Source organism: Paraburkholderia sp. JHI2823 (assembly GCF_038900695.1).
Classification (GTDB): Bacteria; Pseudomonadota; Gammaproteobacteria; order Burkholderiales; family Burkholderiaceae; genus Paraburkholderia; species Paraburkholderia mimosarum.
This window is the reverse complement of sequence record NZ_JAYMRY010000010.1, coordinates 33,182-58,953: the sequence shown is the minus strand read 5'-3', so window position 1 is coordinate 58,953 and position 25,772 is coordinate 33,182. Positions and strand designations below refer to the sequence as shown.

The following is a 25,772-nucleotide window of genomic DNA, read 5'->3' as shown; positions in this document are numbered from 1 at the left end:
GGCATGTTCGGAAAACTTACACTGGATGCGATTCCGTACCACGAGCCAATTATCGTGGTCACGGCGCTCGCCATGGCGCTGGGCGGGGCAGCCCTGCTCGGCGCGATCACTTACCTGGGTAAGTGGAAATATCTCTGGACGGAGTGGCTGACGAGCGTCGACCACAAGCGTCTGGGCGTGATGTACATCATCCTCGCGCTCGTCATGCTGCTGCGCGGCTTCGCCGACGCGATCATGATGCGCACCCAGCTCGCACTCGCGTACAACGCGCCGGGCTATCTGCCGCCGCATCACTATGACCAGATCTTCACGGCACACGGCGTGATCATGATCTTCTTCATGGCGATGGCTTTCATGGTGGGCCTGTTCAACATCATCGTGCCGCTGCAGATCGGCGCGCGTGACGTTGCGTTCCCGTTCCTGAACAACCTGTCGTTCTGGATGACGGCCGTCGGCGCGGCGCTGATGATGATCTCGCTCGTCGTCGGTGAGTTCGCGATGACGGGCTGGCTCGCGTATCCGCCGCTCTCGGAGCTGGCGTACAGTCCGGGCGTCGGCGTCGACTATTACCTGTGGGCACTGCAGATTTCGGGCGTGGGTACGCTGCTGACCGGCGTGAACTTCTTCGTCACGATCATCAAGATGCGCGCTCCGGGCATGACGATGATGAAGATGCCGGTGTTCACGTGGACGGCGCTGTGCGCGAACGTGCTGATCATGGCCGCGTTCCCGATCCTGACCGTGACGCTCGCGCTGCTCGGCCTCGATCGCTACATCGGCACGCACTTCTTCACGAACGACGGCGGCGGCAACGTCATGCTGTACCTGAACCTGATCTGGGCATGGGGTCACCCCGAGGTGTACATCCTGGTCCTGCCGGCGTTCGGTATCTTCTCGGAAATCGTCGCGACGTACGCAAAGAAGCCGCTGTTCGGCTACAAGACCATGGTGTACGCATCGTGCGCGATCATGGTGCTCTCGTTCCTCGTGTGGCTGCACCACTTCTTCACGATGGGTTCGGGCGCTGACGTCAACGCGTTCTTCGGCATCATGACGATGATCATCGCGATCCCGACGGGCGTGAAGATCTTCAACTGGCTGTTCACGATCTATCGCGGCCGTGTGGAATTCTCGGCACCGATGCTGTGGACGATCGGCTTCATGGTCACGTTCACGATCGGCGGTATGACCGGCGTGATGCTGGCAATCCCGGGCGCCGACTTCGTGCTGCACAACTCGCTGTTCCTGATCGCGCACTTCCACAACGTGATCATCGGCGGCGTGCTGTTCGGTTACGTCGCGGGCATGAACTACTGGTTCCCGAAGGCGTTCGGCTTCAAGCTCAACGAAAAGATCGGCAAGCGTGCGTTCTGGTTCTGGCTCACGGGATTCTGGCTCGCGTTCACGCCGCTGTATGTGCTCGGCTTCATGGGTGCAACCCGCCGCCTGAACCACTACGACAATCCGGCATGGCAGCCGTGGATGATCGCCGCCTGGGTCGGCGCCGTGCTCGTGGCCATCGGCATCGCGCACCAGCTGCTGCAGATCTACGTTTCGGTCCGCGACCGCAACCTGCCGGGCAACCGCGACCTGACGGGCGATCCGTGGGGTGGCCGTACGCTCGAATGGTCGATCTCGTCGCCGCCGCCGTCGTATAACTTCGCAATCATTCCGCACGTGAGCGAGCTCGACGAGTTTGCGCACCTGAAGGAAACCGGTCGCGAAACCGTGGACGTCGCGAACACGAAGTACACGGACATCCACATGCCGTCGAATACCAGCGCAGGTGTCTTTACCGGCATCTTCACGCTCGCGTTGGGCTTCGCAGGTATCTGGCACATCTGGTGGCTCGCGATCGCCAGCTTCGTCGGGATTCTCGGCACGGTCATCGCTTATAGCTTCCAGAAGAACGAAGGCTATTACATCCCGGCCGCCAAGGTCCGGGCAGACGAAGAAGCGCGCAATCGCGCACTGGTCAAGGCGTTTGCTGACAAGCAACGCGGTGGCAAGGTTGAAGCAGCACTGGAGGCCAACTGATGTTGACGAAGACAAGTGCGGCCGCACTCGCGGAGCACGATCACCACGATCACCCGCCGTCACACTCCGTGTTCGGCTTCTGGCTGTACCTGATGACGGACTGTATTCTGTTCGGCTCGCTGTTCGCAGTGTTCGCCGTGATGCAGAACCAGTTCGCAGGCGGCCCGACGGGCAAGGACCTGTTCGACATTCCGGGCGTGGCCCTGGAAACGGCAGTGCTGCTGCTGTCGTCCATCACGTACGGTTTCGCGATGATCGGCGCGCACAAGAAGCGCACGGGTCAAGTGCTGTTCTGGCTGGCCGTCACGTTCCTGCTCGGCGCGACGTTCCTGTATTTCGAACTGCATGAATTCGCGCACCTGATCGAAGAAGGCGCGGGCCCGAGCCGCAGCGCGTTCCTCTCGTCGTTCTTCACGCTGGTCGCCACCCACGGTATTCACGTGACGTTCGGCATGATCTGGATGATCGTCCTGATGGTGCAGATCGCGGTTGCTCCCAAGCTGGACGAGCGCGAAATCCGCCGCCTGACGTGCCTGAGCCTCTTCTGGCACTTCCTGGACATCGTCTGGATCTGCGTGTTCTCCTTTGTTTATCTTGCGAGCGTGATCTAAATGAGTGCTCATTCCATCCACGAAGAAGAAAGCCACGGCAGCGTAGGCAGCTACCTGGTCGGTTTCGTCCTGGCGGTGGTGCTCACGGCCGCTTCGTTCTGGCTCGTGCTGCACGGCGGCTTCGCGCGCGAAACCGCGCTGATCGGCCTCGGCGTCCTGGCGGTCGTGCAGATCGTCGTGCACCTCGTGTTCTTCCTGCACATGAATGCGTCGTCGAGCCAGCGCTGGAACGTGACTGCATTCAGCTATACCGTGCTGACGGTGCTGATCCTCGTGATCGGCACGCTGTGGGTCATGCACAACGTCACGATGAACATGATGTCGCGTTAAGCGTTCATCGTTGCTGGACCCGCGCTTCGCTATTCAGGTGAAGCGAAGGAAAGCGCCGCCAGGCCTTCGGGCCGGCGGCGTTTTTTCTTTTTGCGCCTGCTTGCGCGTCTAAGCGCCGAAGCGCTGGCGCACGACTTCCGCGACGGCCTTGCCAAGCCGATGGTGTTGTGAGGCTTCGTAGTGAATGCCGTCGGTGGGGCTGACCGTCGCGAACTCGCCGGCATCGAGAAACGCCGAGCCGTACTTCACGGCCACGCGCTCGTAGAGCGGGGCAAGCAGGCGCGATTTCGCTGTGCCGCCTGTGAAGATCTCGCCGAGGAAACCGATCTCTTCGATCGGCACCGGCGCCATCAGCAGCACGTGCGGCGTCGCGCCGCCCGGACCCGCACGGCACGCGACGAGCGTTTCGAGCAGCACGTCGACCGAGTTCGCGATGTCGGCCGGCGTGACGGAAAAGCGCATCTTGAGGTCGTTGGTGCCGAGCATCAGCGCGACCACGTCAACCGGCAACTGGCTTTCGAGGCAAGGACGCAGGTAGGCGTGCCCGTTCTTGTGCCGGCCTTCGATGGGATCGTCGTGAACCGTGGTGCGCGCGGGCAGGCCTTCCTCGATGATCGTCCAGCCCGGCCCGAGTGCCTCGCGCAGCACGCCTGGCCAGCGGTCGGCAGGGCCGAATCGCTCGGACACGCCGGGCACGGTGACCGGCTTCGTGCCGTGCGTATTGGAATCCCCGTAACAGAGCAGGGTGCGTGACGTCATGGGTTGCCTCTCGCAGATGGTTGCCGTGATTGGGGGCGGACTGCAATGCCACTACTCAGCATCGGAGATTACTAGACGACTGGTCTAATTCCTCTGTAACATGCCGTCTCATGAATGCAGCGGCAGCCGTCGAAGTGCGGCAACACATCCTCGATACCGCCATGCCCATCTTGCTGGGCAAGGGCTTTTCCGCAGTCGGTCTCAATGAGATCCTGGCGGCCGCCGGTGTGCCCAAGGGTTCGTTCTATCACTATTTCGGTTCGAAAGAGGCGTTCGGCGAAGCGTTGCTGACGTCATATTTCGCCGAATATGCGGAGCGCCTCGACGATCTGCTCGTGCGGCAGCCCGGCACGGCGGCCGAGAAGCTGATGCGCTACTGGGACGACTGGCGCATGATCCAGTGCGCCGACGATCCCGTAGGCAAGTGTCTCGCGGTGAAGCTGGGCGCCGAGGTGAGCGACCTTTCCGAGGCGATGCGCGAGGCGCTGCGACTTGGCACGGACGCGACGATCTCGCGCATTGCCGCGTGCATCGAAGCAGGGCGCGCGGACGGCTCGCTCGTCAGCGTGAACGACGCCGCGACGATGGCGGTGACGCTTTACGAACTGTGGCTGGGCGCGACGCTGCTCGAAAAAATTCACCGCGACCGCAAGCCGCTCGATGCGGCCATGGCGACCACGCGAATCCTGTTGAACCTGCCTCCAGGCAACTAATCGAACGCAAAGCAGCGGCGGGCGCGGCGCGTGAACCGCGCGCGATTGTCGCGCATTGTGCCGATGATCTAGACGACCGGTCTAATAGCGCATGCAGATCATGCCAATGAGACTGGTTCCCAGGGGACGCGCAAGCGTCCAAACCTTACCGATAAAGGAATGCCGATGAAGGTACTGATCGTTTTGACCTCGCACGAGGACCTCGGCAATACGGGCAAGAAGACGGGCTTCTGGCTCGAGGAGTTCGCCGCGCCGTACTACGCGCTGCGCGACGCCGGTGTGGCGCTGACGCTCGCTTCGCCCAAAGGCGGCCAGCCGCCGCTCGACCCGAAGAGCAGCGATCCTTCCGCGCAGACCGATGCGACGCGGCGTTTCGCCTCCGACACCGAGGCGCAAGCGGCGCTTGCCAATACGAAACGGCTCGCCGATGTCGATGGGAGTGCGTTCGACGCCGTGTTCTATCCGGGCGGCCATGGCCCGCTCTGGGATCTCGCCGAAGATCCCGTCTCGATCGCATTGATCGAAAAGACGATCGCCGCGGGCAAGCCCGTCGCCGCGGTCTGTCACGCGCCCGGCGTGCTGCGTCATGTGAAGGGCGCGGACGGCAAGCCGCTCGTGGCCGGCAAGTCGGTCACCGGTTTTTCGAACGACGAAGAGGCGGCCGTGCAGTTGACCGACGTCGTGCCGTTCCTCGTCGAGGACATGCTGAAAGCCAACGGCGGCCAGTACTCGAAGGCCGCCGACTGGCAGCCGCACGTTGCGACCGCAGGCCTGCTCATCACGGGGCAGAACCCGGCGTCGTCCGAGCCGGTTGCCGAGGCCTTGCTCGCGGCGCTTCGTCGTGCCTGAGCGCGCCTGATCGTTCGCGTTCGCGCGCTTCGCTGCCGGGCGCGCCGCGAACGTCTCTTTCCTGTTTCCTTTTCCTTCAGGCAACGCTGCGAGCGCCGCTCGCAGCGGCTGCCCGGCTGCGTGTTGCCGCAAGGAAATCCCGTTTTTGCCAACCGGCGCAGGCGCCGCGCGAGGCGCGACCTGTGCCCAGAAAGGAGTCGTAGATGTCCGCACTGCTCGAACCGTTCAAGCTCAAGGGCGTGTCCCTGCGCAACCGCATCGCCGTGCCGCCGATGTGCCAGTACATGGCCGTCGACGGCGTGATCAACGACTGGCACCACGTCCACTACGCGCAGATCGCGCGCGGCGGCGCGGGTCTCGTGATCGTCGAGGCGACGGCGGTTTCGCCCGAAGGGCGCATCACGCCGGCTTGCGCGGGCCTGTGGAACGACACGCAGACCGAGGCGTTCAAGCCCACCGTCGCGGCGATCAAGGCGGCGGGCGCGGTGCCCGGCATCCAGATTGCGCACGCGGGTCGCAAGGCTAGCGCGAACCGTCCGTGGGAAGGGGACGACCACATTGCCGATAGTGACGCGCGCGGCTGGCAGACCATCGCGCCATCGGCGATTGCGTTCGGCGCGCATCTGCCGAAGGTGCCCAGGGCAATGACGCTCGACGACATCGCGCGCGTACGCGAGGACTTCGTAGCCTCGGCGAAGCGCGCGCTCGAAGCGGGCTTCGAATGGCTCGAGCTGCATTTCGCGCACGGCTATCTCGGCCAGAGCTTTTTCTCGACGCATTCGAACCAGCGCGACGACGCCTATGGCGGCAGCCTCGAAAACCGCAGCCGTTTCCTGCTGGAAACGCTGGCCGCGGTGCGCAAGGTCTGGCCGGAGCACTTGCCGCTGACCGCGCGCTTTGGTGTGATCGAGTACGACGGCCGCGACGAGGAGACGCTCGCCGAGTCGATCGAACTCGCCAAGGGCTTCAAGCGCGAAGGGCTGGACATGCTGGGCGTCAGCGTCGGTTTCTCGACGCCCGCCGCGCAGATTCCGTGGGCGCCCGCGTTCCTCGCGCCGATCGCGCAGAAGGTGCGCCGCGCGGCCGGGCTGCCGGTTTCGTCGGCGTGGGGTATCGGCACGCCCGAACTGGCTGAACGCTCGGTGGCGAAGGAGCAGCTCGACGTCGTGATGGTCGGCCGCGCGCATCTCGCGAATCCGCACTGGCCGTACTTCGCGGCGCAGGATCTCGGCGTCGAGCGCGCCGCGTGGACCTTGCCCGCGCCATACGCGCACTGGCTCGAGCGCTACAAGGTCGGCTGAACCTTGCTGAAGTTTGCCGACCCCCCAATCCGTTGACGACGAGGAAATTCCAATGACCGTTTATCTGTTCGCGAGCATCACGCCCAAGCCCGAGCATGTCGCCGACGTCGAAGCGCTCATGCTCGACATGGTCGTACAGACGCGCAAGGAGCCGGGCAATGTGCGCTACGACCTGCTGCGCCGCGCCGACGGCGCACCGGGCTTCTACCTCTACGAGATCTATCTCGACGAGGCCGCAGTGCAGGCGCACCGCGAAAGCGCGCACTTCATCGCGTACCGCGCGAAGATCGGCGCCTGGGTCACGGAGCCGCCCGAGGTCAAGATCCTGACGGGCGTGGACGTCGCGGGCTGAAGCGCGCCGTTGCCGTGCTTGTCGCGTTGGCAAGCTCGCGCCGGACGTCGCCATGCAGCGGCGTCCCGCGCCTGTTGCTCAAGCGCCGCGCGCCGCTCAACCAGCCATATCCAGCACGACGCGGCCTTCGATCGCGCCGCGCTCCATGCGCGAGAACACGTCGTTGATGTTTTCCAGCTTGTCGGTGGAGACGGTCGCCTTGACCTTGCCTTCCTCGGCGAACATCAGCGACTCTTCGAGATCCAGCCGCGTGCCGACGATCGAGCCGCGCACCGTCACGCCGCCCAGCACCATGTCGAAGATCGGCAGGGGGAAGTCGCCGGGCGGCAGGCCGTTGAGCGACACCGTGCCGCCCCGGCGCACCATGCCGAGCGCCTGCGAAAACGCAATCGGCGAAACCGCGGTGACCAGCACGCCGTGCGCGCCACCGATTTCCTTCTTCAGATACGCAGCGGGGTCGGTCGTTTTCGCGTTGACGGTCACGGTCGCGCCGAGACGTTTCGCGAGTTCGAGTTTCGTATCGTCGACATCGACGGCCGCGACGTTGAGCCCCATCGCGCGCGCGTATTGCACGGCCATGTGACCGAGGCCGCCCACGCCGGAAATCACGACCCAGTTGCCGGGGCGCGTATCGGTGACCTTCAGGCCCTTGTAGACCGTCACGCCTGCGCAAAGCACCGGTGCGATCTCGATGAAGTCGATCGACTTCGGCAGGCGGCCCACGTAGTTCGCGTCGGCTTTTGCGTATTGCGCGAAGCCGCCGTTCACCGAATAGCCGGTGTTCTTCTGCTGCTCGCAAAGCGTTTCCCAGCCGCCCAGGCAATGCTCGCAATGGCCGCAGGCGGAATAGAGCCACGGAATGCCCACACGGTCGCCTTCCTTCACATGCGTGACGCCCGCGCCCACGCCCACGACGTAGCCCACGCCCTCATGGCCAGGAATGAACGGCGGTTGGGGCTTGACGGGCCAGTCCCCATGCGCCGCATGCAGGTCCGTGTGGCAGACGCCGCATGCTTCGATCTTCACCAGCAGCTCGCCCGGACCCGGGGTTGGAACGTCCACTTCCTCGAGGACGAGGGGTTTGCCAAACGCGCGGACTACCGCAGCTTGCATCGTCTTGCTCATCGTCGTGCTCCTGAATGGCGGCGCGCGGCCGGATGCGAAGGGCATCGCGGTGTCGCCGGGCGTCCGCGTTCAACTTGAAAGTTTGAGCGAAAGGGCGTGCACGTGCGATGAGCGTGCGCAAGTGTTGAGTGACTGGGGAAATAAGAGGGAAAAGTTTTCGAACGAATCTGCCGTTAATATCGGACGATGGGCGGCACCCGTGCCGCTGCCCCAATTCAGTCAACCCGATGCAGAACGATTCCCTCTTCGATCGCGCAAGCGAAAGTCATTTCGCCGGCGACCTCGCGCGCGCGCGTCAGTTGTACGCCGAACTGCTTGCTGTCGATGCCGCGCACGCGGGCGCGATGTTTCGTCTCGGCGTGATCGGGTTGCAGGAGGGCGCGCCCGCCGACGCGACCGGCTGGCTGGAGCGTGCGCTAGCCGTCGACCCAGGGCAGCGGCGCTACCGCGAAGCGCTGGCTCAGGCCTATGCGATGGCGGGACGCCATGCCGAAGCGGCAGCGGTCTACCGCGGTCTGCTCGCGGAAGAGGCGACGTCCGTCGACTTCCGGTGCGGCCTTGCTGCGGCATTGCAGGCGCACGGTGCGCTGGCGCAAGCCGCCGACGCGTGGCGAGCGGCGCTGCAGTCCGATGCGAACCGCGCCGATGTCTGGAACAACCTCGGCAATTGTCTTCGCCTGCTGGGCGAATCCGGCGAGGGCGAGGCGGCATATCGCCGCGCGCTCGCCATCCGACCCGGCGACGCCAACGCGTTGACGAACCTCGGCACGTTGCTGCAGGAGCAAGGGCACGACGAAGAGGCGCTCGCGCATTTGCGCGCCGCGTTGGCGGCGGCGCCGGACACGGCGGTCGCGATGATCAACGTGGGCGTGCTGCTGACGCGCCTGGGTCACCTCGATGAGGCGCTGTCCTTGCTCGAACGCGCAGTCGCGCTCGAACCGCACGTCGCGCATGCTGCTTATAACTACGGTGTCGCGCTTCAGGCGCGCGGCCAGCTGCCCGAAGCGCAAGCGCAATATCGCCGTGCGCTCGCGCTCGATCCTGCGCTTGCGGAAGCGGCAAACAATCTGGGCAACGTCTGCCGCGATCTCGGCGAGCATCGGGCCGCACACGAAGCGTACGAAACGGCCATTCGCGTTCGTCCGGGTTTCGTCGATGCGTACAACAACGCAGCGAACCTGATGCGCGCGCGAGGCCGGCTCGACGAAGCGCAGGCGCTGCTGCGCCAGGCGCTCGATCTCGATCCGTCACGTTCGGCCACGCTCAATAACCTCGGCAACGTGCTCAAGGACTGCGGGGATCTGGACGAGGGCATCGAGTGTTTCCGCCGGGCCGTGATGATCGAGCCAGGCAATCTGACCGCGCACAGCAACCTCCTGTACGCCCTGTCGTTCCAGGCTGCCGATCCGAAGGCGATTCTCGACGAGGCGCGACGTTGGTCGGCGCAACATGAAGCGCCCTTGGGCCCGGCGCGCACGCACGACGATGCCGAACCCGCGGAAGGAAGGCGACTGCGCATCGGCTATGTATCGGCCGATTTTCGTGAGCATTGCCAGGCATTGTTCATGACGCCGCTGCTCGCGCATCATGACCGCACTCGCTTCGAGATTCATGCGTATTCGAGCGTCGTGAGGCCCGACGCGACGACCGCGCGTCTGGCTTCACACGTCGAAAACTGGCACGAAGTCCGCGGCCTGAGCGACGCGGCGCTGGCGGACACGATCCGCGCGGATGGTATCGACATCCTCGTCGATCTCACGATGCACATGTCCGATGGCCGGCCGTTGCTGTTCGCTCGCAAGCCGGCGCCGGTGCAGGTCGCCTGGCTCGCGTATCCAGGCACGACCGGGATCGGGGCGATCGACTGGCGGCTCACCGACCCCTGGCTCGACCCGCCCGGCCACGACGGTCACTACACGGAGCGCTCGTGGCGCCTGCCGCACACGTTCTGGTGCTATGATCCGCTTGCTTCGGAGCCCGAAGTGAACGCGCTGCCGGCATCGAGCGCGGGCTACGTCACGCTGGGCAGCCTCAACAACCCCTGCAAGCTCACGGATACGACGTTGCGGCTATGGGCACGCGTATTCGCCCGTCTGCCTACGGCGCGCCTCGTGCTCATGGCAGCCGAAGGCGGCGCGCAGCGCCGTCTCGCGCAGCGCCTCGCGCATGCCGGAATCGATCCGTCGCGCGTGCGTTTCCTGCCATTCAGGCCGCGCGACGCTTATTTGCGCAGCTATCACGAGTTCGATCTGAGTCTCGACACGTTGCCCTACAACGGCCATACCACGTCGCTCGACGCGTTCTGGATGGGGGTGCCCGTCGTCACGCGCATCGGGCCGACGGTGGCGGGGCGTGCGGGTTTGAGCCAGCTCGCGAACCTGGGCCTCACCGATCTCGCAGCCGATTCCGACGAGGCGTTCGTGGAGGCGGCCGTGAGTCTCGCGACCGACCTGCCGCGCCTCGCCATGCTGCGCGCGACGCTGCGCGAGCGCATGGCGCAGTCGCCGCTCATGGACGGCGAGCGTTTTGCACGCGGTGTCGAGTCGGCGTACGAAGGCATGTGGCGGGTGGCCTCGCAATCGCGACCTGGCGCGTAAATTCGCCCAAATATTTCGATAGCAGGCGGCGACGCGGTGCCCGGCACGCCTTCAGCGTGCTGTATAAATATACAGTAGAATCTCTGCCTGACAGCCAGGGCTGCGCGCCGGTGTTTCCGCGCGCGCCCCGCTGCAAGCTGCCGGGCCGCGCCGCCACTCGCGCGCCGTCCGGCCCCATGCGTGTGATCCAGCCGGAATGCCAGCGCAAGTGAGCGAAAACCGATCCATCCGTATCCGTGGTGCCCGCCAGCACAACCTCAAGAACCTCGATCTCGACCTCCACACCGGCGAAATGACGGTCGTCACCGGGCCTTCCGGCTCCGGCAAGTCGAGCCTCGTATTCGACACGCTTTACGCCGAAGGCCAACGCCGCTACGTCGAAACCTTCAGCGCCTACGCGCGCCAGTTCCTCGACCGCATGGACCGGCCGCAGGTCGATCGCGTCGACGGCGTGCCCCCGGCCATCGCCATCGACCAGACCAATCCGGTGCGCAGCTCGCGCTCCACGGTTGGCACGATGACCGAGCTCAATGACCACCTGAAGCTGCTTTATGCGCGCGCCGCGAACTTGTTCGACCGTGTCACGGCGCAGCCCGTGCGGCACGACACGCCCGAGACGATTTACGCGGAGCTGACGGCGCGCACGGCGGTTGGCGATCCGCGCCTCGTGGTCACGTTCCCGGTCGAGCTGCCCGATACGACTACCGAGGAAGAAGTCGCGCAATGGCTTTCCGCGAGCGGATACACACGCGTGCAGGCCCAGCGCGAGGTGAAGACCGCCGAGGGCACGCGCAAGCTGCTCGACGTGGTCGCCGACCGTTTCCGCATGCAGAACGTGGAGAAAAGCCGCGCGATCGAGGCGATCGAGGCTTCGCTCAAGCGCGGTAGCGGGCGAGTGAACGTCTATGTGCTGCCGGCGAGCGATGCGGATGACCAAGCCGAGCTGCAGATCTGGCGATTCTCGACCGGCCTCCATTGCCCCGATAGCGACTTGCGCTACGCCGACCCGCAGCCCGCGATGTTCTCGTTCAATTCAGCGTACGGCGCCTGCGATGCGTGCCGCGGTTTTGGCCGCGTGATCGGCGTCGACTGGGGACTTGTGATCCCGGACGAGCGCAAGACGCTGCGCGGCGGCGCGATCAAGCCGCTGCAAACGCCCGCGTGGAAAGAATGCCAGGACGACCTGATGCGTTATGCCGCCAAGGCGGGCATTCCGCGCGATACCGCGTGGTCGGAGCTGACCCAGGCGCAACGCGACTGGGTCATCAATGGCGCGCCCGACTGGAAGGGCAGTTGGCAAACGCAGTGGTACGGCGTGAAGCGCTTTTTCCAGTATCTGGAGTCGAAGGCCTACAAGATGCACATCCGCGTGCTGCTGTCGAAATACCGCAGCTACACGCCGTGCGATACGTGCGGCGGCGCGCGCCTGAAGACCGAGTCCCTGCAATGGCGTCTCGGCACACGGGAGAACGCCGACGAGGTGCTCGCGCCATCCGCGCGTTTCCTGCCGCACGGCGTGGACTGGACGCGCGCGCAGCTCGAAGCGCTGCCGGGCCTCACCGTGCACGACATCATGCTTTTACCGATCGAGCGCATCCGCCGTTTCTTCGACCATCTTTCGCTATCCTCAGCATTGCTTGACGACGCGCTCAAGCTGCTGCTCGAGGAGGTCCGCACACGCCTGAAGTATCTCTGCGACGTGGGCCTCGGCTACCTCACGCTCGACCGCCAGAGCCGCACGCTCTCGGGCGGCGAAGTGCAGCGCATCAACCTGACCACGGCGCTCGGTACCTCGCTCACCAAGACGCTGTTCGTGCTCGACGAGCCGAGCATCGGCCTGCATCCGCGCGACCTCAACCGTATCGTCGAGGCGATGCAGCGGCTGCGCGACGCGGGCAACACGCTCGTCGTGGTCGAGCACGATCCTTCGGTGATGCTGGCGGCCGATCGTCTCATCGACATGGGCCCCGGTCCCGGCGAGCGCGGCGGCACGATCGTCTACGACGGCACGCCCGACGACATCCGTTCCTCGGGCACCTTGACGGGCGAATACCTGGGCGGGCATCGCGCCGTCGCCGACGCCTCGCACTGGGCGCGCCGCGCCGTGGATGCAGCCACGCCGAGCCTGCTGCTCGAAGGCGCGAGCGAGCACAACCTGCGCGACGTCACCGTGCAGATTCCGTTGCAGCGCCTCGTTTGCGTGACGGGTGTATCGGGTTCGGGCAAGTCGACGCTCGTGCAGGACGTGCTTTATCCGGCGCTCGCGCGTCATCTCGGCAAGGCCACGGAAGCGCCGGGGGTGTTCCGCAAGCTGAGCGGCGCGGAGCTGATCAGCGACGCCGTGTTCGTCGACCAGTCGCCGATCGGCAAGACGGCGCGCTCGAATCCGGCGAGCTATGTCGGCGCGTTCGACGAGATCCGCAAGCTGTTCGCGAAGGCGACGCTCGCGAAGCAGCGCGGCTATGCCGCGGGCATGTTCAGCTTCAACTCGGGCGAAGGGCGTTGCCCGACGTGCGGCGGCTCGGGCTTCGAGCACATCGAAATGCAGTTCCTGAGCGACGTGTATCTGCGCTGCCCCGATTGCGACGGCAGCCGTTATCGCGCGGAAGTGCTCGAAGTGAAGATCGAGCGCGGCGGTCGCGCGCTTTCGGTGGCGGACGTGCTCGATCTCACGGTGAGCGAGGCGGTGCAGTGCTTCGCTGAGGATGCCGAAGTATTGCGCGTGCTGCAGCCTATCGTGGACGTGGGTCTCGAATACGTGAAGCTCGGCCAGCCGGTGCCGACGCTCTCGGGCGGCGAGGCGCAGCGTCTCAAGCTCGCGGGCTATCTCGCGGAAACCACGCAATCGCGCGGCAAGGAGGCGGGCGGCCGTCTCTTCATGTTCGACGAGCCGACCACGGGTCTGCATTTCGACGACATCGCCAAGCTGATGCGCGCGTTCGGCAAGCTGCTCGCGGGCGGTCATTCGCTGCTCGTGATCGAGCACAACCTCGACGTGATCCGCGCGGCCGACTGGCTGATCGACCTCGGCCCCGAAGGCGGCGACGCGGGCGGCGAAGTGGTGTGCGTCGGCACGCCCGAAGACGTGATCGCGTGCCCACGCTCGCACACGGGTGCGGCGCTCGAGCGCTACGAAGCGGCGCTGGGCAGCGGCGTCGAGCTGCTGGCCGAAGAAGAGGGCGTGGCACTGCAAACCGCGTTGCGCGCCGCGCAGTCGCGCCGCGAAGTCCAGGGCGAGGATGTCGTGCGCATCGTGAATGCGCGCGAGCACAACCTCAAGTCGCTCGACGTCGATATTCCGCACGGGCGCTTCAACGTCATCACCGGCGTGTCGGGCTCGGGCAAGTCCACGCTGGCCTTCGACATCCTCTTTCACGAAGGGCAGCGGCGCTACCTCGAGTCGCTCAACGCGTACGCGCGCTCGATCGTGCAGCCCGCGGGCCGCCCCGAAGTCGATGCCGTGTACGGCATTCCGCCGACCGTCGCGATCGAGCAGCGCCTTTCGCGCGGCGGACGCAAGAGCACGGTCGCCACGACCTCCGAGGTGTGGCACTTCCTGCGCCTGCTCTATGTGAAGCTCGGGGTGCAGCACTGCGTGCACGATGGCACGCCGGTCACCTCGCAGAGCGTCGATGTGATCGTTGCCCAGCTTCTGCGCGAGCATCGGGGGCAGCATGTCGGCCTGCTCGCGCCGCTCGTCGTCAATCGCAAGGGCGTGTACACCGATCTTGCGAAGTGGGCGAAGGCACGTGGCAATACGCATCTGCGCGTGGACGGGGAATTCGTGAGCGTTGCGCCGTGGCCCAAGCTCGACCGCTTCCGCGAGCATACGATCGAGCTGCCCGTGGGCGATCTCGTGATCGAGCCGGAAAACGAGGCGCAATTGCGCGCGATGCTCGATGCGACGCTCGAAGCGGGCAAGGGCATCGTGCATTTGCTCGCGCCGCTCGATGGCCTCGATCATGCGCTCGGCAATGGCGGATCGACTTCGCGCATCGGCACCGTGAAGGTGCTGTCCACGCGGCGCGCGTGCCCGGTATGCGGCACGAGCTATCCGGAACTGGACCCGCGCCTCTTCTCGTACAACAGCAAGCATGGCTGGTGCACGACCTGCGTTGGCACGGGCCTTGCACTCACGCGTGAGCAGCGCGCCGCCTACGACGACACGATCGTCGCCGAGGACGGCCGCGGCCGCGAGCAAACCTTGCCTTCGGAAGAGCAGGAGCCCGAAGGCCTCGCCGACGAGCCATGCCATGATTGCGGCGGCACGCGCCTGAATCCGGTCGCGCGCGCCGTGACGTTCGACGCGCATCCGATCGTCGACGTCGCCCAGTGGACCGTGGCGGATACGCGCCGCTGGATCGACGCGCTGAAGCTCAACGGCCGCGATGCGCAGATCGCGCGCGACGTGGTGAGCGAGATCCGCAGCCGTCTGCAGTTCCTCGAGGAAGTGGGGCTTGGCTATCTGAGCCTCGATCGCGCCGCGCCGAGTCTTTCGGGCGGCGAGGCGCAGCGCATTCGCCTCGCCGCACAACTGGGCAGCAATCTGCAGGGCGTGTGCTACGTGCTCGACGAGCCGACCATCGGCCTGCATCCGCGCGACAACCAGATCCTGCTCGACGCGCTGCGCAGCCTGGGCGACAAGGGCAACACGCTCGTCGTGGTCGAGCACGACGAGGACACGATCCGGCGCGCCGATCACATCATCGATATCGGTCCGAGCGCGGGCAAGCGGGGCGGCCGCGTGGTCGCGCAGGGCAGCGTGGCCGATCTCGCGGCGCAGGCCGATTCGCTCACGGGCCGCTATCTCGCGCATCCGATCCAGCACCCGCTGCAGCCGCGCCGCGAAGTGCGGCCCGCGCGCGCGGGCCGCGAGGCGGTGCCGGGCCAATGGCTCACCGTGCATGGCGGCAAGCTGCACAACCTGCGCAACGTGACCGCCCAGATTCCCCTCGGACGCCTCGTGGCGATCACGGGCGTGAGCGGCTCGGGCAAGTCCACGCTCGCGCGCGACGTGCTGCTGTCCAATCTGCTCGACGCGGTGGGGCGCTCGGTGCTTTCGTCGCCGGCCGAGCGCCGGGCGCGCAAGGCCGTCAAGGAGCGCGCGCCGAGCGCGGCCGAGCGCCGTTCGAGCGTGCTTGCGCGCACGAGTGCGAAGCCGAAGCTCCAGGTCTCGCATGTGTGGCAGGGCTGCGATTCGATCAGCGGATGGGAAAGCATCGACCGCGTGCTCGAAGTCGACCAGACGCCGATCGGAAAAACGCCGCGTTCCTGTCCCGCGACCTATATCGGCGTGTGGGATGCGATACGCCGGCTCTTTGCGGACACGCTCGAGGCGCGCGCCCGCGGCTACAGCGCCTCGCGCTTCTCGTTCAACACCGGCGACGGCCGCTGCCCCGCGTGCGAAGGGCAGGGCGTGCGCACCATCGGCATGAGCTTCCTGCCTGACGTGAAGGTGCCGTGCGACGTGTGTCACGGTCAACGCTTCAATCCGGAAACGCTGGCCGTGACGTGGCGTGGCCGCAATATCGGCGAAGTGCTGACGATGGAGATCGACGAGGCGGTGGAGTTCTTCGGGTCGATCACGAGCATTTCCCATCCTCTGCAACTCATGAAGGACGTGGGCCTCGGCTATCTCACGCTGGGCCAGCCTTCGCCCACGCTATCGGGCGGCGAAGCGCAGCGCATCAAACTCGTGACCGAGCTTTCCAAGGTGCGCGACGACGTCACGCGGCGGGGCCAGAAGGCGCCGCACACGCTCTACGTGCTCGACGAGCCCACCGTCGGCTTGCACATGGCCGACGTGGCGCGCCTCATCAGCGTGCTGCACCGGCTGGCCGATGCGGGGCACAGCGTCGTCGTGATCGAGCACGACCTCGACGTGATCGCCGAAGCCGACTGGATCATCGATCTCGGCCCCGAAGGCGGCGTCGGCGGCGGCACGATCGTCGCCGCCGCCGATCCCGAAGCGCTCGCAAAGGTGGCGGCGAGTCATACCGGCGCAGCGCTCGCGCCGGTGCTCGCACGCGGCCAGGGCGGCGCGCACGTGGCTGACCGGAAACCGGCGACGGATCGGCTGGCTGCGAATTCGACGGGTTCGCGCTGATTGCGCCGATTGCGCCGATTGTGCTGATTGCGCGGAGCGGGCCGCAAACGCCCGCTCCGCCTTGAAACCGCTTGATCTGTGCCGCGCGCGCAAGGTATCATCGGTTCCGCTTGCAGCAAACGTTCGCTCACCTGTAGCGGCGCATTCTGGCGAGCGGAGCCGCGGACCACAGATCCCCTCCGAACCGGCCACGGGTTCCACATCCGGGTCACCTCATCAGTGCAGCAAGGCTTCGCAACAAGTCCGCGAAGCCTTTGTCTTTTCAGGGAAGACGATTCGATGCCGATCGTCGTATCGGCGCCTGCCCTTGACGAAGCGAGAGGAATTAATCGATGTTCGACCTCGATGGAGAGGCGCGCGAACGGCTCATCGTGTGGATTCGACGCCGCATGGAAGAGTACGGTATTACGCTCGAAGAGCTTGAAGCGTCCATTGCCGAAAGCGAAAAAATACCGAAGTACCGCGACGCATACGGGAACACGTGGAATGGCGAGGGTGACATGCCGTCCTGGCTGTTGCGCTATAAGCACGCGGGACAGGATATCGAGCATTTTCGCGTCTAGCCGTGATGGGCCGCGTGGGCGCGTAAAAGCGCGCTGGCGTTGCCGTTCGGCTGCCTTACTGTTCCCGGCGCGTTCCCCGGCGCAAGCCGCGAAGCCCGCGCATCGGCGCGGCGTCCAGTATTATTCAGCATAGTTTTAAAATCGCTTTCGGCGCGGGCCGGGTATTAACCGCGCGTCGTAATCACCGTGCCGTTTTTGCAGTGCAATGATTTACGCATTGCCTTTTTTGACGTTTTCGTTGGCAATTGGCGGCTTATGTGCGTCGCGAATTGATCAGCTTTTTTGAAAACGCCGGTTGGCCGCGCGATCAAGCTGCGCGACAATCTCGCCCATTGCGTTCTTGCTGCGGCAAGGAGGTTGTCATGGCGATACTCGTGCTGGGCCTCGCGATTTTCATCGGCGTTCATTCGATTCGCATCGTGGCGGGCCCGTGGCGCGCCGCGCAGATCGAACGCTTCGGCCCCCGTGCCTGGCGGGGCGCATTCGCGGCGCTCTCGATCGCGGGCTTCGTGCTCATCGTCTATGGCTACGGCCATTCCCGCCGCTACCCGGTGCCGATCTGGCTGCCGCCTTTCTGGACCGCACACGTCACCGCGCTCCTCACCGCTATCGCCTTCATCATGATCGTGGCGGCCTATGTGCCGGGCAACCACATCAAGCGCGCGCTCGGGCAGCCCTTCGTGAGCGGCGTCGCGCTGTGGGCGTTCGCGCATCTGCTCGCCAACGGCACGCTCAACGACATCATTCTGTTTGGGGTCTTTCTCGTCTGGGCGCTCATCGAATTGCGAAAGGAGAACCAGCGCGATCGCGAAGCCGGCGTCGTCTATCCGCCGGGGCAGGCATCGCGCGACGGGCTCGTCGTCGTGATCGGCCTCGTGGTCTGGGCCGTGTTCGCGTTCTGGCTCCATGGCATCCTGATTGGCGTGCGGCCGGTCGGCTGAACGCGCGGCCAGCTTCGAACGAGCGGCAAAAAAAGAAGCCTGCGCTGGGCAGGCTTCATAAGGCGCAAACAGGCGTTTCGCGGCCATTCGCAGCGTGGCGATGCCACGGTCCGGTCACGAAAGGCGCGTGAAAGTCGAGACCAACTTCCCGGCGCCAGCCGCGATGCACTACAGATCGAAGAACACCGTTTCCTGTTCGCCCTGCATGCGGATGTCGAACTGATAGACGATGCTGCCGGCCTGCTTGCAGCGTCGCGCGATGAGCGTGTCGCGGCGTGCCGCGGGCACGGCTGCGAGAACCGGGTCTTCGGCGTTCGCCGCGGCCTCGTCTTCGAAGTAGATGCGCGTGAAGGCGTGCGTCAGCAGACCGCGCATCATCACGATCACGTTCACGTGCGGCGCTTCCCCGGCGTTTTCGCTGCCCGGCTTCACGGTGCGGACGACGAAGCGGTGCTGCGAGTCCGTGCCCGTGCCAACCCGTGCGAAACCGCGGAAGCCGTTCTGGGCGATCGCTTCGCGCGACGCCGGATAGCGGCCGTTCGCGTCGACTTGCGAAAACTCGAGCATCGCGTCGAACACGGGGTTGCCGTCGCCGTCGATCACGCGGCCGATCAACGTGATGTGCTCGCCCGGCGTTTCGGGCCCGGCCATGTCGGGCGTGAAGAGGCTCTTCAGATCGAAATCGTATTGTTGCGGACACAGGCCGTAGGCGAAGTACGGGCCGACGGTTTGCGAAGGCGTTTCCTTGAGTGCCATGGTTCAACGCTCCGTGGGGGTTTGGTTCGGGCCGCGCAGCACGATGTCGAATTCGTAGCCGAGTGCGAAGCCTTCTTCGGTGGTATCGAGGGAGAAGCGCGAAATCAGTCGTTCGCGGGCGTTCTCGGGCGTACCCTGGTAGATCGGATCGAACGCGAGCAGCGGGTCGCCGGGGAAATACATCTGCGTGACGAGACGCGAGCCGAAGTAGTCGCCGAACAACGAGAAGTGGATGTGATTCGGACGCCACGCGTTCGGGTGATTGCCCCAGGGATAGGCGCCCGGCTTGATCGTCAGAAAGCGATAGCGGCCGTCGTTGTCGGTGATCGCGCGGCCCGCGCCGAGGAAGTTGGGGTCGAGCGGCGCTTCGTGCTGGTCCTGCTTGTGGACGTAGCGGCCCGCTGCGTTGGCCTGCCAGATCTCGACGAGCGTATTGCGCACCGGCTTGCCGCCTTCGTCGAGCACGCGGCCCGTCACGATGATGCGCTCGCCGAGCGGCGCGCCGTTTTTGGCCGCGTTGCGCGTGAGATCGTGATCGAGCGCGCCCAGGTCGTCGGTGCCGTACACGGGGGCGTGCTGGTTGCGCAGTTTCTCCTTCAGCGGAATCAGCGGCAGCGTGGGTCCGCGCTTGACCGACGAGCGGTACGGCGGATAGACGTACGCGGGATGCGAGTCGAAATCGCGCGGCGACAGGATGGACTCGTCCATGGGTGTCTCCTGGGTGGATTATTGGGGAAATGGGCTCGGCGCCAGTGGCGGTTTGCCGCGGTCAACCGATGTAGCCACTTTATCCAATGCGAAAAGTTATGCAAAATGATGTTTTTTCGCGCTTCGTATAACCAATCGTTATGCAAAACCGGCTCGCGGACGGACGCGTCAAATTCCGCCATCTGCAGTGTTTCCTCGCCGTGGCCCAGATGGGCAGCGTCCAGCAGGCCGCCGAAAGTCTTTCGGTCACGCAGCCTGCCGTGTCCAAGACGATCGCCGAACTGGAGCTGGTGCTGGGCGTGAAGCTCTTCGAGCGCGGCCGCCACGGCGCGGTGCCCACGCGCGAAGGCCAGCTCTTCATGCCGCACGCGAGCGCGTGCGTGAGCGCGCTGCGCCAGGGTGTGGCCCTGCTCGCGCGCGACGAAGGCGCGGTGGCGGCCACGCTCGATATCGGCGTGCTGCCCACGGTGGCAACGGCCTTGCTGCCCGCTGCGCTGCGCCACTTCGGCAAGGAATGGCCGCGCGTGAGCGTGCGGCTGGTGACGGGCGCCAACACCGAGCTGCTCGACCGCCTCAAGACCGGGGCGATCAGCTTTGCGGTGGGTCGCCTTGCCGACCCAGAGCGCATGGTGGGCTTGAGCTTCGAACAGCTGTACAACGAGCCGCTCGCCGTGGTGGTGCGCGCAGGGCATCCACTCGCTCACGGCGCAGGTTTGCCCGCGCAGCTCGCGACGTATCCGCTCGTGCTGCCGCCATTCGGCACGCTGATCCGCCAGGCGGCCGACAGCCTGCTCGCCGCATGGGGTGCGGCGCCGCTATCGGCGTTCGTCGAGTTGCTCTCGGTTTCGGTGGGGCGCGCGCTTGCGCTCGAGAACGATGCCGTGTGGTTCGTGCCCGCAGGCGCCGTCGAATATGATCTGCGCCGTGGCACGCTGGTGCGGCTGCCGCTGCCTTCCGCGGGCGGCGAGGAACCCGTCGGGGTGATTCAGCGCACCGATACGCAGCCCACGCTGGCAGGGCGCGCGTTGATCGAGGCCGTGCGGCGCGCGGCGCGCGAGCGCGAAGTCCCGCCGGAAGGCACCGCTGCGGCGCGGCCGCGCCGCGCCCGAGCCGCACTTGCCGGCACTCCTGCTGGCAAGCGTTCGCCCGGCGAGAAGGACTGAACCCTCACAGGCGGGAACCGACGTTGCGGGCTCAACTCGCCGGGAGCTTCCCCTTCGCGCGCGTTTTCGACGTCGCCGGCGCATCGGACGCCACGCCCGGCAAGCGGGCGTTCGTGGCCATCCAAAGCACTTCGGCGTCTTGCTCGCTGGTCGAGATCGCCGCGTGGCCGGTGCGGCTGTCGAAGTAGAGGCTATCGCCGGCTTCGAGACAGGTGGGAGCATAAAGCTCCGAATACAGGCACACGCTGCCGCTGAGCACGTAAAGAAACTCTTCGCCCTCGTGGCGCCCCCAGTCGTCGAAGGCGTCGAGCGAATGGGCGGTGATCCGGATCCGGAACGGCAGCATCGCCTTGTGCGCGAGATCGGTGGCGAGCAGTTCCATCTGGTAGCCGCGGTAGGCGTGGCGCTGGCCGGAGCCGTTGCGCGTGAGTGCGCGGCGGCCGCCCGCATTGAGCCTGGGCGGTGTCCCGAACAGCTCGGCCAGATCGATCCTGAGCCCGCCGACGATTTTTTGCAGCACGTCGAAAGTCGGTGACATCAAGCCGTTTTCGACTTTCGACAAGGTCGAACGTGAAACGCCGCACAAACGGCTGGCCGTATCGAGCGTCAAATCCTGCGCGACGCGCGCGGCGCGGACGCGGCGGCCCAGGTCGGTCGTTGTCGTGCTGGCGGAGGGGGAAAGCGTGGCATCCATGGGCGGAGTGGAAAGCTGGCGAGATGCGCCGGTCGTGCTGATCCGGCCGCGCGATTTGCCTGGTTTCCGATCATAACAAACGGCAGCCCATGCGGAACCCGGTCGGAATGGCCGGTCATCGATGGTGGCGTGGGGGGTGTGATATCGCCATCGACAGGATGGACCGACGTTGAATCCCATTCCGGTTATTAAAAATCAGCCGCGAGCAGATTTGACATATTTTAAAGATTTCAATAGCGATTTAGAGCAAAAACTCGAAATGCGTCCATGCGTCGCGCCTTGCGCGGATTTTGATATTTATCATGGCAATTAGATGATGTGTATCAAGTTGGAGAGCGAAATGCATGACGAACGACTCGAATTGTTGTTGGCAATCTCGCGCAGAACCCTCGGTGTCGATAGCTTTGAATTGACCGGCAAGCTGACCACAGACGCACGCCTGGTGAGCGCGGACGACGTTGGCCGCGCGCTGGAATCGGCGTATGACGCCGGGCTTCTCGTCGGCTACCGGATGGGCCGTGCGGAATGCGAGGAAAGCGTCTGAACGGGCATCGGGGATCGGTGAACGGCGCTCTTCAGCGGGCGCCGCGTTTTTACTGTAATCCCGTCGGCAATCAGCATTTGCTCCGAATAAACCGCTCGTGTGCTCCGGGGTGATCAAGCCAGTCCGTGCTGTTAATGAAAAATAGGGTCGCCGCCACGATGCGATTTTCGATTTTATTTTCAGCAATTGGCTTTTTCGCAAAGAGAGTGTCCCTCATGGCGTGTCATGCGAGGAATATTCGCGAACATCGACATCAGGCTCGGCTCTACCGGTAAGATGCCGGCACGGAATGACGAACCCAACGTTGCATTTGGAGCCAGCTTGGGCGTACGGGAAATCGAAATGTTGAGACGGTGTTTGGCGGCGGGCGTACTCGGCGCGCTGGCGGGATGCGTCGTTGGCCCCGGCTACAGCGGCTATTACGATGAGGGATATGCAGTGGCGCCGGGATATGGCTACGGCTACGGCGCTGCGCCGGCATATGGCTACGCTCCGGCCTACGGCTATGGCGAAGTCGATATCGCGGTGAACGGACGCCGCAGCGGGCATGACCATCGCGACGGACCGCCGGGTGCGGATTGGCACGGCGCGCGCGACGATCGTCCCGGGCATCCGGGGCCGGCGCGCGGCTACGGCGGGCCGGTTCCGCAACCGGGTCAGCCGAGGGCGAGCGCGAACGACGGGCGCGATGCGAACTGGCGCGGTGCGCAGTTCGCATCGGGCGGCAACGCGCCGCAAGGTCACCAGGGCGGCGGTGGCCGCCAGGACGGCGGCGGTTCAAACGGCAGACAGGACTGGCAACGCAACGGATACAGCTACGGCCGCTAGTCACAGCATAGGTCATCCCGCCAGAATCGAGCGGATCGGCCGGACCGGGCGGCGAGTCGGGCACGCCGCTGGTTGTCGAATCCTTCCTGATCCTCGAATGGACACATCGGCATCGTCCGATCGAGTTCGCATCCGGATCATTACCTGGGAAACCTGACTAAATTAGACGATTCGCCGCAGCGATCCGATCGACCAGTCATGCGGGACGCCATGCACGGCGAAAAACCAGGCGGCGGCCCAGGAGGCGGCGACGACGATCAGGTCGCATCGTCCGCTGCGCCACCAGTTCAGCGAGTGCCGCTGAAAGATCCACGGCACGCCCAGTGGATTGGGCCAGTCGGCGAACAAATGAATCATGCCTCCGCAGGCGAAGCCGAACGCGGGCGCCGCGATCGGCGTATGCCCCAGCTTCAGATACGACCACACGAGCAGCGCGGTCCAGCCGATGCCCCAGTGCGTAAGCGTGCGATGCGTAATCCAGAGGCGCCGCTTCTTGCGCCACCACGCCACTTCGAGCCAGTCGGGCGCCGATCCGCCCGCGACACCGGCCGCGAAAGCGAGCGCGGCATAGAGATGCCAGGGACTGTCGGCGCCATGATGCGTGACGATTGCGGCGGCGATGACGCCGGCGGCCCAACCCGTGGCGTGATGTGCGGTGCCTGATGCCATGGAGATGTGCGTGGCGAAGTCGAAGGGGCGCAATCTTCGCAGATGTGTCGCCGTTATGACAGGGGCGGCTGCGCCCGAATGGCGGGCGATATGCGGTTCGTCGTGCGGCGCGTACGGCGCACGACCGGCCACTCGCGCTTCGGGTTACGCGTCAGGCCGCGCGTCAGACCGTACAGCGCGCAATGTCGAACCGCAGTTCTTCTTCGGGCGGATCGTTGGAGGCGGAGGTGCCGCGCGTCACACGAATGACGGAGCCGTTGCCGTTCGGTGTGAGCGTGACGAGGTACGACGCGTCCGAACGCGAGCCCACGCTCAGCTCGGTCGTATTGCCATCGCGCGAAGCGTGCACATGCGGGAGGCGATTTTCGAGGCAGTTCGCGATCGACGACGCCGAGCGCGCCGAGGAAGCGTAGACCATGGGCTCGCCGTTCGAGGCGGAGCCGGAGGGCGGCGTCGATCCGCAAGCGGCGATCAGTGCGAGCGGGGTAGCGGCGAGGAGTCGTTGCGTGAGCGTTTTCATGAGCGGGTGACCGTATCGATACAGCAGAACGTATCGATAAGTATACGCACGCTGATCTGGATCAAGGCACACGCAGACGTAAAAAGATGCAACAGAGCGGGATGCGATCTGCCGACCGTTATTGCCGATAGCGCATTTCTTGTTCGATGAAATCGCTTGTGTGGTTGTCACAGTGCGGCAACGCCACGCGGGACTCGGCCTGGCGAATTTCGCACGCTTTCGAGCGTGATTCCCGGCGTTTGGCGAAAGGTACTGTTCCAGATCGTGTACTGAACAATCGGACGGTGCCGCGCTAGAATTTCTTCAGCCCTCGACCAAGGGCGTCTTTTTTCATCTGTTTTCACGCGGCTTTCGGGCCGCGTTTTTTTTGCCTGCGAAAATCATTTTCGCTTTGGGTAGTCAGGCTTGACTGCCGAATCCGATGCATACCGCGATGCGGGTAAAATCCTGCCCTTGCCCCGCAACGGGCAAGCCCTCCGCAGACCCGATGAAATGCCCGCCATGACCGATTCCTCGCCCGCAGCCGTTTCCGATTTCCCCGCCGATGACTCCGCCGCCCAGGCGCTGGCCGAGGTGATCCAGGAGGCGCGTCTGTGGCGCAAGGACGGCTGGACCGCGCGCGTGATCAAGAACGAAGACGACGACGGCTGGGCCGTCGAAATGATCAAGGACGGCGAGCCCGAACCCGCGCTGGTGGGGCCCTGGACCATGGGCCGCGACAAGAAGAATCCCAAGCCGCTCGATACGTCGGCGTTCAACACGCTGGTGAAGACCGCGTCGGAAGTGCTGCGCCGTCACGAGCAGCAATCGCGCGCGCTCCTGCATAAGCGCGTGAGCGTGCGTACGGCAGAGGGCGATGTGGAGGTGACGCTCGACATCGTGCCCGACGAGTACGAGCCCTATGCGCTCGTCAGCGCGTTCGACGCGTTCGGCGAGCAACTCGCTCAGGCGCGCGTCGCGCCGAACTTCAAGCTTACCAAGGCGAATGCCGAGACCTGGGCCGAAGGCGGCTTCGGGCGCATCGAATAGATTTCAGGCGACCTCAGGCGCCAAGCCCGCGAACTCAATCCTGCTGACAGAAGATGGCGGTCAGCAGCGGTCCGGCATGGTGGACGATGGCGTTGTTGCCAACCGCCGTGAGCGCCGCCTGCACCTTGGCCTGCGTGCCGACCACGACGGCTCCATAAGCAGAAGGCGCGATAGGCGTGCCGTCGCCGGTCTTGAATAGCGGATCGTCTTTCTGGAAGCCGACCACGGCGAACACGCTGAAGCCATAGGCGGTCATGCGCTGGCCGTGCGCGGGCCAGAACGCGTTGATCGAATTGCTTTCGACTCTCATGGGTTTGGGGTCGATCAGATTTTGCGCGATCAGCCCCGAGATGAAGTCGTGTGCGGATTCGTTGCAGCTTAGCGAGCCTTCGATGGCGGCGGCGCGTGCGTCGACTGCAAAAAGCGGCAGCGCAGCGAGAAGCAGGATGGCGAAAAAAAAGCGTTTCATTGCTTGGATGACAAAGGTGCGCGCGCCCGAGCCGGAATCCAGCGGACCTACCACGCCCCGGCTCGCGCGAAGGCTGCACTCTACGCGGATTCGGCAAGTTTCGCTTGC

General features: G+C 65.0%; 23 protein-coding genes. 15 read left to right on the top strand and 8 right to left on the bottom strand.

Translation table 11 applies throughout. The annotated features are described in order from the left end of the window. The first annotated feature begins 3 nt into the window (after positions 1–3). The 3 genes from cyoB to cyoD are packed head-to-tail and all read left to right on the top strand — an operon-like array spanning position 4 to position 2,978. Positions 4–2,037 (top strand): cytochrome o ubiquinol oxidase subunit I, encoded by a 2,034-nt coding sequence (gene cyoB / locus VSR34_RS13735; protein WP_028210981.1) that lies wholly within the window; start codon positions 4–6, stop codon positions 2,035–2,037. Then, entirely contained in the window at positions 2,037–2,648 is a 612-nt protein-coding gene (gene cyoC, locus VSR34_RS13730; protein WP_028210982.1) for a cytochrome o ubiquinol oxidase subunit III, read from the top strand. The genes cyoB and cyoC overlap by 1 nt, the downstream gene beginning before the upstream one ends. Next, positions 2,649–2,978, top strand: a complete 330-nt coding sequence (gene cyoD, locus VSR34_RS13725) for a cytochrome o ubiquinol oxidase subunit IV (RefSeq protein WP_028210983.1) — start codon at positions 2,649–2,651, stop codon at positions 2,976–2,978. A gap of 108 nt (positions 2,979–3,086) precedes the next feature. Here the strand turns inward: cyoD and VSR34_RS13720 are convergent, their stop codons facing one another. Next, on the bottom strand, positions 3,087–3,737 hold the full coding sequence (locus VSR34_RS13720; RefSeq protein WP_028210984.1) for an SGNH/GDSL hydrolase family protein: 651 nt from the start codon (positions 3,735–3,737) through the stop codon (positions 3,087–3,089). 110 nt (positions 3,738–3,847) lie between these two features. Here VSR34_RS13720 and VSR34_RS13715 point away from each other — a divergent pair, with 110 nt between their 5' ends. From VSR34_RS13715 to VSR34_RS13700, 4 genes are all read left to right on the top strand, one after another. Next, positions 3,848–4,450 carry a TetR/AcrR family transcriptional regulator gene (locus VSR34_RS13715; RefSeq protein WP_028210985.1) on the top strand — a complete coding sequence of 201 codons (603 nt, stop codon included), beginning with the start codon at positions 3,848–3,850 and terminating at the stop codon, positions 4,448–4,450. A 165-nt stretch (positions 4,451–4,615) separates the two neighbouring features. Next, positions 4,616–5,299 carry a type 1 glutamine amidotransferase domain-containing protein gene (locus tag VSR34_RS13710; RefSeq protein ID WP_342962706.1) on the top strand — a complete coding sequence of 228 codons (684 nt, stop codon included), beginning with the start codon at positions 4,616–4,618 and terminating at the stop codon, positions 5,297–5,299. Between the two features lie 203 nt (positions 5,300–5,502). Then, positions 5,503–6,600, top strand: a complete 1,098-nt coding sequence (locus VSR34_RS13705) for an NADH:flavin oxidoreductase/NADH oxidase (protein WP_342962705.1) — start codon at positions 5,503–5,505, stop codon at positions 6,598–6,600. Between the two features lie 52 nt (positions 6,601–6,652). Further along, positions 6,653–6,952, top strand: a complete 300-nt coding sequence (locus VSR34_RS13700; protein WP_028210988.1) for a putative quinol monooxygenase — start codon at positions 6,653–6,655, stop codon at positions 6,950–6,952. Between the two features lie 96 nt (positions 6,953–7,048). On the opposite strand, the gene adhP is transcribed toward VSR34_RS13700, so the two are convergent. Further along, positions 7,049–8,077 carry an alcohol dehydrogenase AdhP gene (gene adhP / locus VSR34_RS13695; protein ID WP_028210989.1) on the bottom strand — a complete coding sequence of 343 codons (1,029 nt, stop codon included), beginning with the start codon at positions 8,075–8,077 and terminating at the stop codon, positions 7,049–7,051. A gap of 227 nt (positions 8,078–8,304) precedes the next feature. On the opposite strand from adhP, the gene VSR34_RS13690 reads away from it, so the two are divergent. From VSR34_RS13690 to VSR34_RS13675, 4 genes are all read left to right on the top strand, one after another. Next, positions 8,305–10,674 (top strand): tetratricopeptide repeat protein, encoded by a 2,370-nt coding sequence (locus VSR34_RS13690; protein ID WP_342962704.1) that lies wholly within the window; start codon positions 8,305–8,307, stop codon positions 10,672–10,674. 208 nt (positions 10,675–10,882) lie between these two features. Beyond that, on the top strand, positions 10,883–16,780 hold the full coding sequence (gene uvrA, locus VSR34_RS13685; RefSeq protein ID WP_342962703.1) for an excinuclease ABC subunit UvrA: 5,898 nt from the start codon (positions 10,883–10,885) through the stop codon (positions 16,778–16,780). Between the two features lie 332 nt (positions 16,781–17,112). After that, a complete protein-coding gene (locus tag VSR34_RS13680) occupies positions 17,113–17,343 on the top strand; it encodes an H-NS histone family protein (RefSeq protein ID WP_028210991.1) in 231 nt (76 codons plus the stop codon). 362 nt (positions 17,344–17,705) lie between these two features. Further along, on the top strand, positions 17,706–18,284 hold the full coding sequence (locus tag VSR34_RS13675) for an NnrU family protein (RefSeq protein ID WP_028210992.1): 579 nt from the start codon (positions 17,706–17,708) through the stop codon (positions 18,282–18,284). A 168-nt stretch (positions 18,285–18,452) separates the two neighbouring features. Here the strand turns inward: VSR34_RS13675 and pcaG are convergent, their stop codons facing one another. Together pcaG and pcaH are read right to left on the bottom strand one after the other, a co-directional pair. Further along, on the bottom strand, positions 18,453–19,040 hold the full coding sequence (pcaG, locus tag VSR34_RS13670; RefSeq protein WP_028210993.1) for a protocatechuate 3,4-dioxygenase subunit alpha: 588 nt from the start codon (positions 19,038–19,040) through the stop codon (positions 18,453–18,455). Between the two features lie 3 nt (positions 19,041–19,043). Beyond that, positions 19,044–19,748, bottom strand: coding sequence for a protocatechuate 3,4-dioxygenase subunit beta (gene pcaH / locus VSR34_RS13665; protein ID WP_028210994.1), 705 nt, complete (start codon positions 19,746–19,748; stop codon positions 19,044–19,046). A gap of 140 nt (positions 19,749–19,888) precedes the next feature. On the opposite strand from pcaH, the gene pcaQ reads away from it, so the two are divergent. Continuing rightward, complete coding sequence (gene pcaQ, locus VSR34_RS13660; protein ID WP_028210995.1) at positions 19,889–20,911, top strand: pca operon transcription factor PcaQ; 1,023 nt, start codon at positions 19,889–19,891, stop codon at positions 20,909–20,911. Between the two features lie 31 nt (positions 20,912–20,942). On the opposite strand, the gene VSR34_RS13655 is transcribed toward pcaQ, so the two are convergent. Beyond that, positions 20,943–21,605: an XRE family transcriptional regulator gene (locus tag VSR34_RS13655; protein WP_342962755.1), complete on the bottom strand. Its 663-nt coding sequence runs from the start codon at positions 21,603–21,605 to the stop codon at positions 20,943–20,945. A gap of 340 nt (positions 21,606–21,945) precedes the next feature. Between VSR34_RS13655 and VSR34_RS13650 the strand changes: the two genes are divergently transcribed. Both VSR34_RS13650 and VSR34_RS13645 read left to right on the top strand, forming a co-directional pair. Beyond that, entirely contained in the window at positions 21,946–22,149 is a 204-nt protein-coding gene (locus VSR34_RS13650) for a hypothetical protein (protein WP_154671350.1), read from the top strand. 342 nt (positions 22,150–22,491) lie between these two features. Further along, positions 22,492–22,977, top strand: a complete 486-nt coding sequence (locus VSR34_RS13645; protein WP_036018421.1) for a hypothetical protein — start codon at positions 22,492–22,494, stop codon at positions 22,975–22,977. A gap of 162 nt (positions 22,978–23,139) precedes the next feature. On the opposite strand, the gene VSR34_RS13640 is transcribed toward VSR34_RS13645, so the two are convergent. Next, positions 23,140–23,646, bottom strand: coding sequence for a metal-dependent hydrolase (locus VSR34_RS13640; RefSeq protein ID WP_028210998.1), 507 nt, complete (start codon positions 23,644–23,646; stop codon positions 23,140–23,142). Between the two features lie 163 nt (positions 23,647–23,809). Beyond that, on the bottom strand, positions 23,810–24,166 hold the full coding sequence (locus VSR34_RS13635) for a hypothetical protein (RefSeq protein WP_028214664.1): 357 nt from the start codon (positions 24,164–24,166) through the stop codon (positions 23,810–23,812). A gap of 501 nt (positions 24,167–24,667) precedes the next feature. Here VSR34_RS13635 and VSR34_RS13630 point away from each other — a divergent pair. Next, on the top strand, positions 24,668–25,195 hold the full coding sequence (locus VSR34_RS13630; RefSeq protein ID WP_342962702.1) for a hypothetical protein: 528 nt from the start codon (positions 24,668–24,670) through the stop codon (positions 25,193–25,195). Positions 25,196–25,229: 34 nt separating this feature from the next. On the opposite strand, the gene VSR34_RS13625 is transcribed toward VSR34_RS13630, so the two are convergent. Next, on the bottom strand, positions 25,230–25,664 hold the full coding sequence (locus VSR34_RS13625; RefSeq protein ID WP_028214666.1) for a hypothetical protein: 435 nt from the start codon (positions 25,662–25,664) through the stop codon (positions 25,230–25,232). Positions 25,665–25,772: the final 108 nt, after the last annotated feature.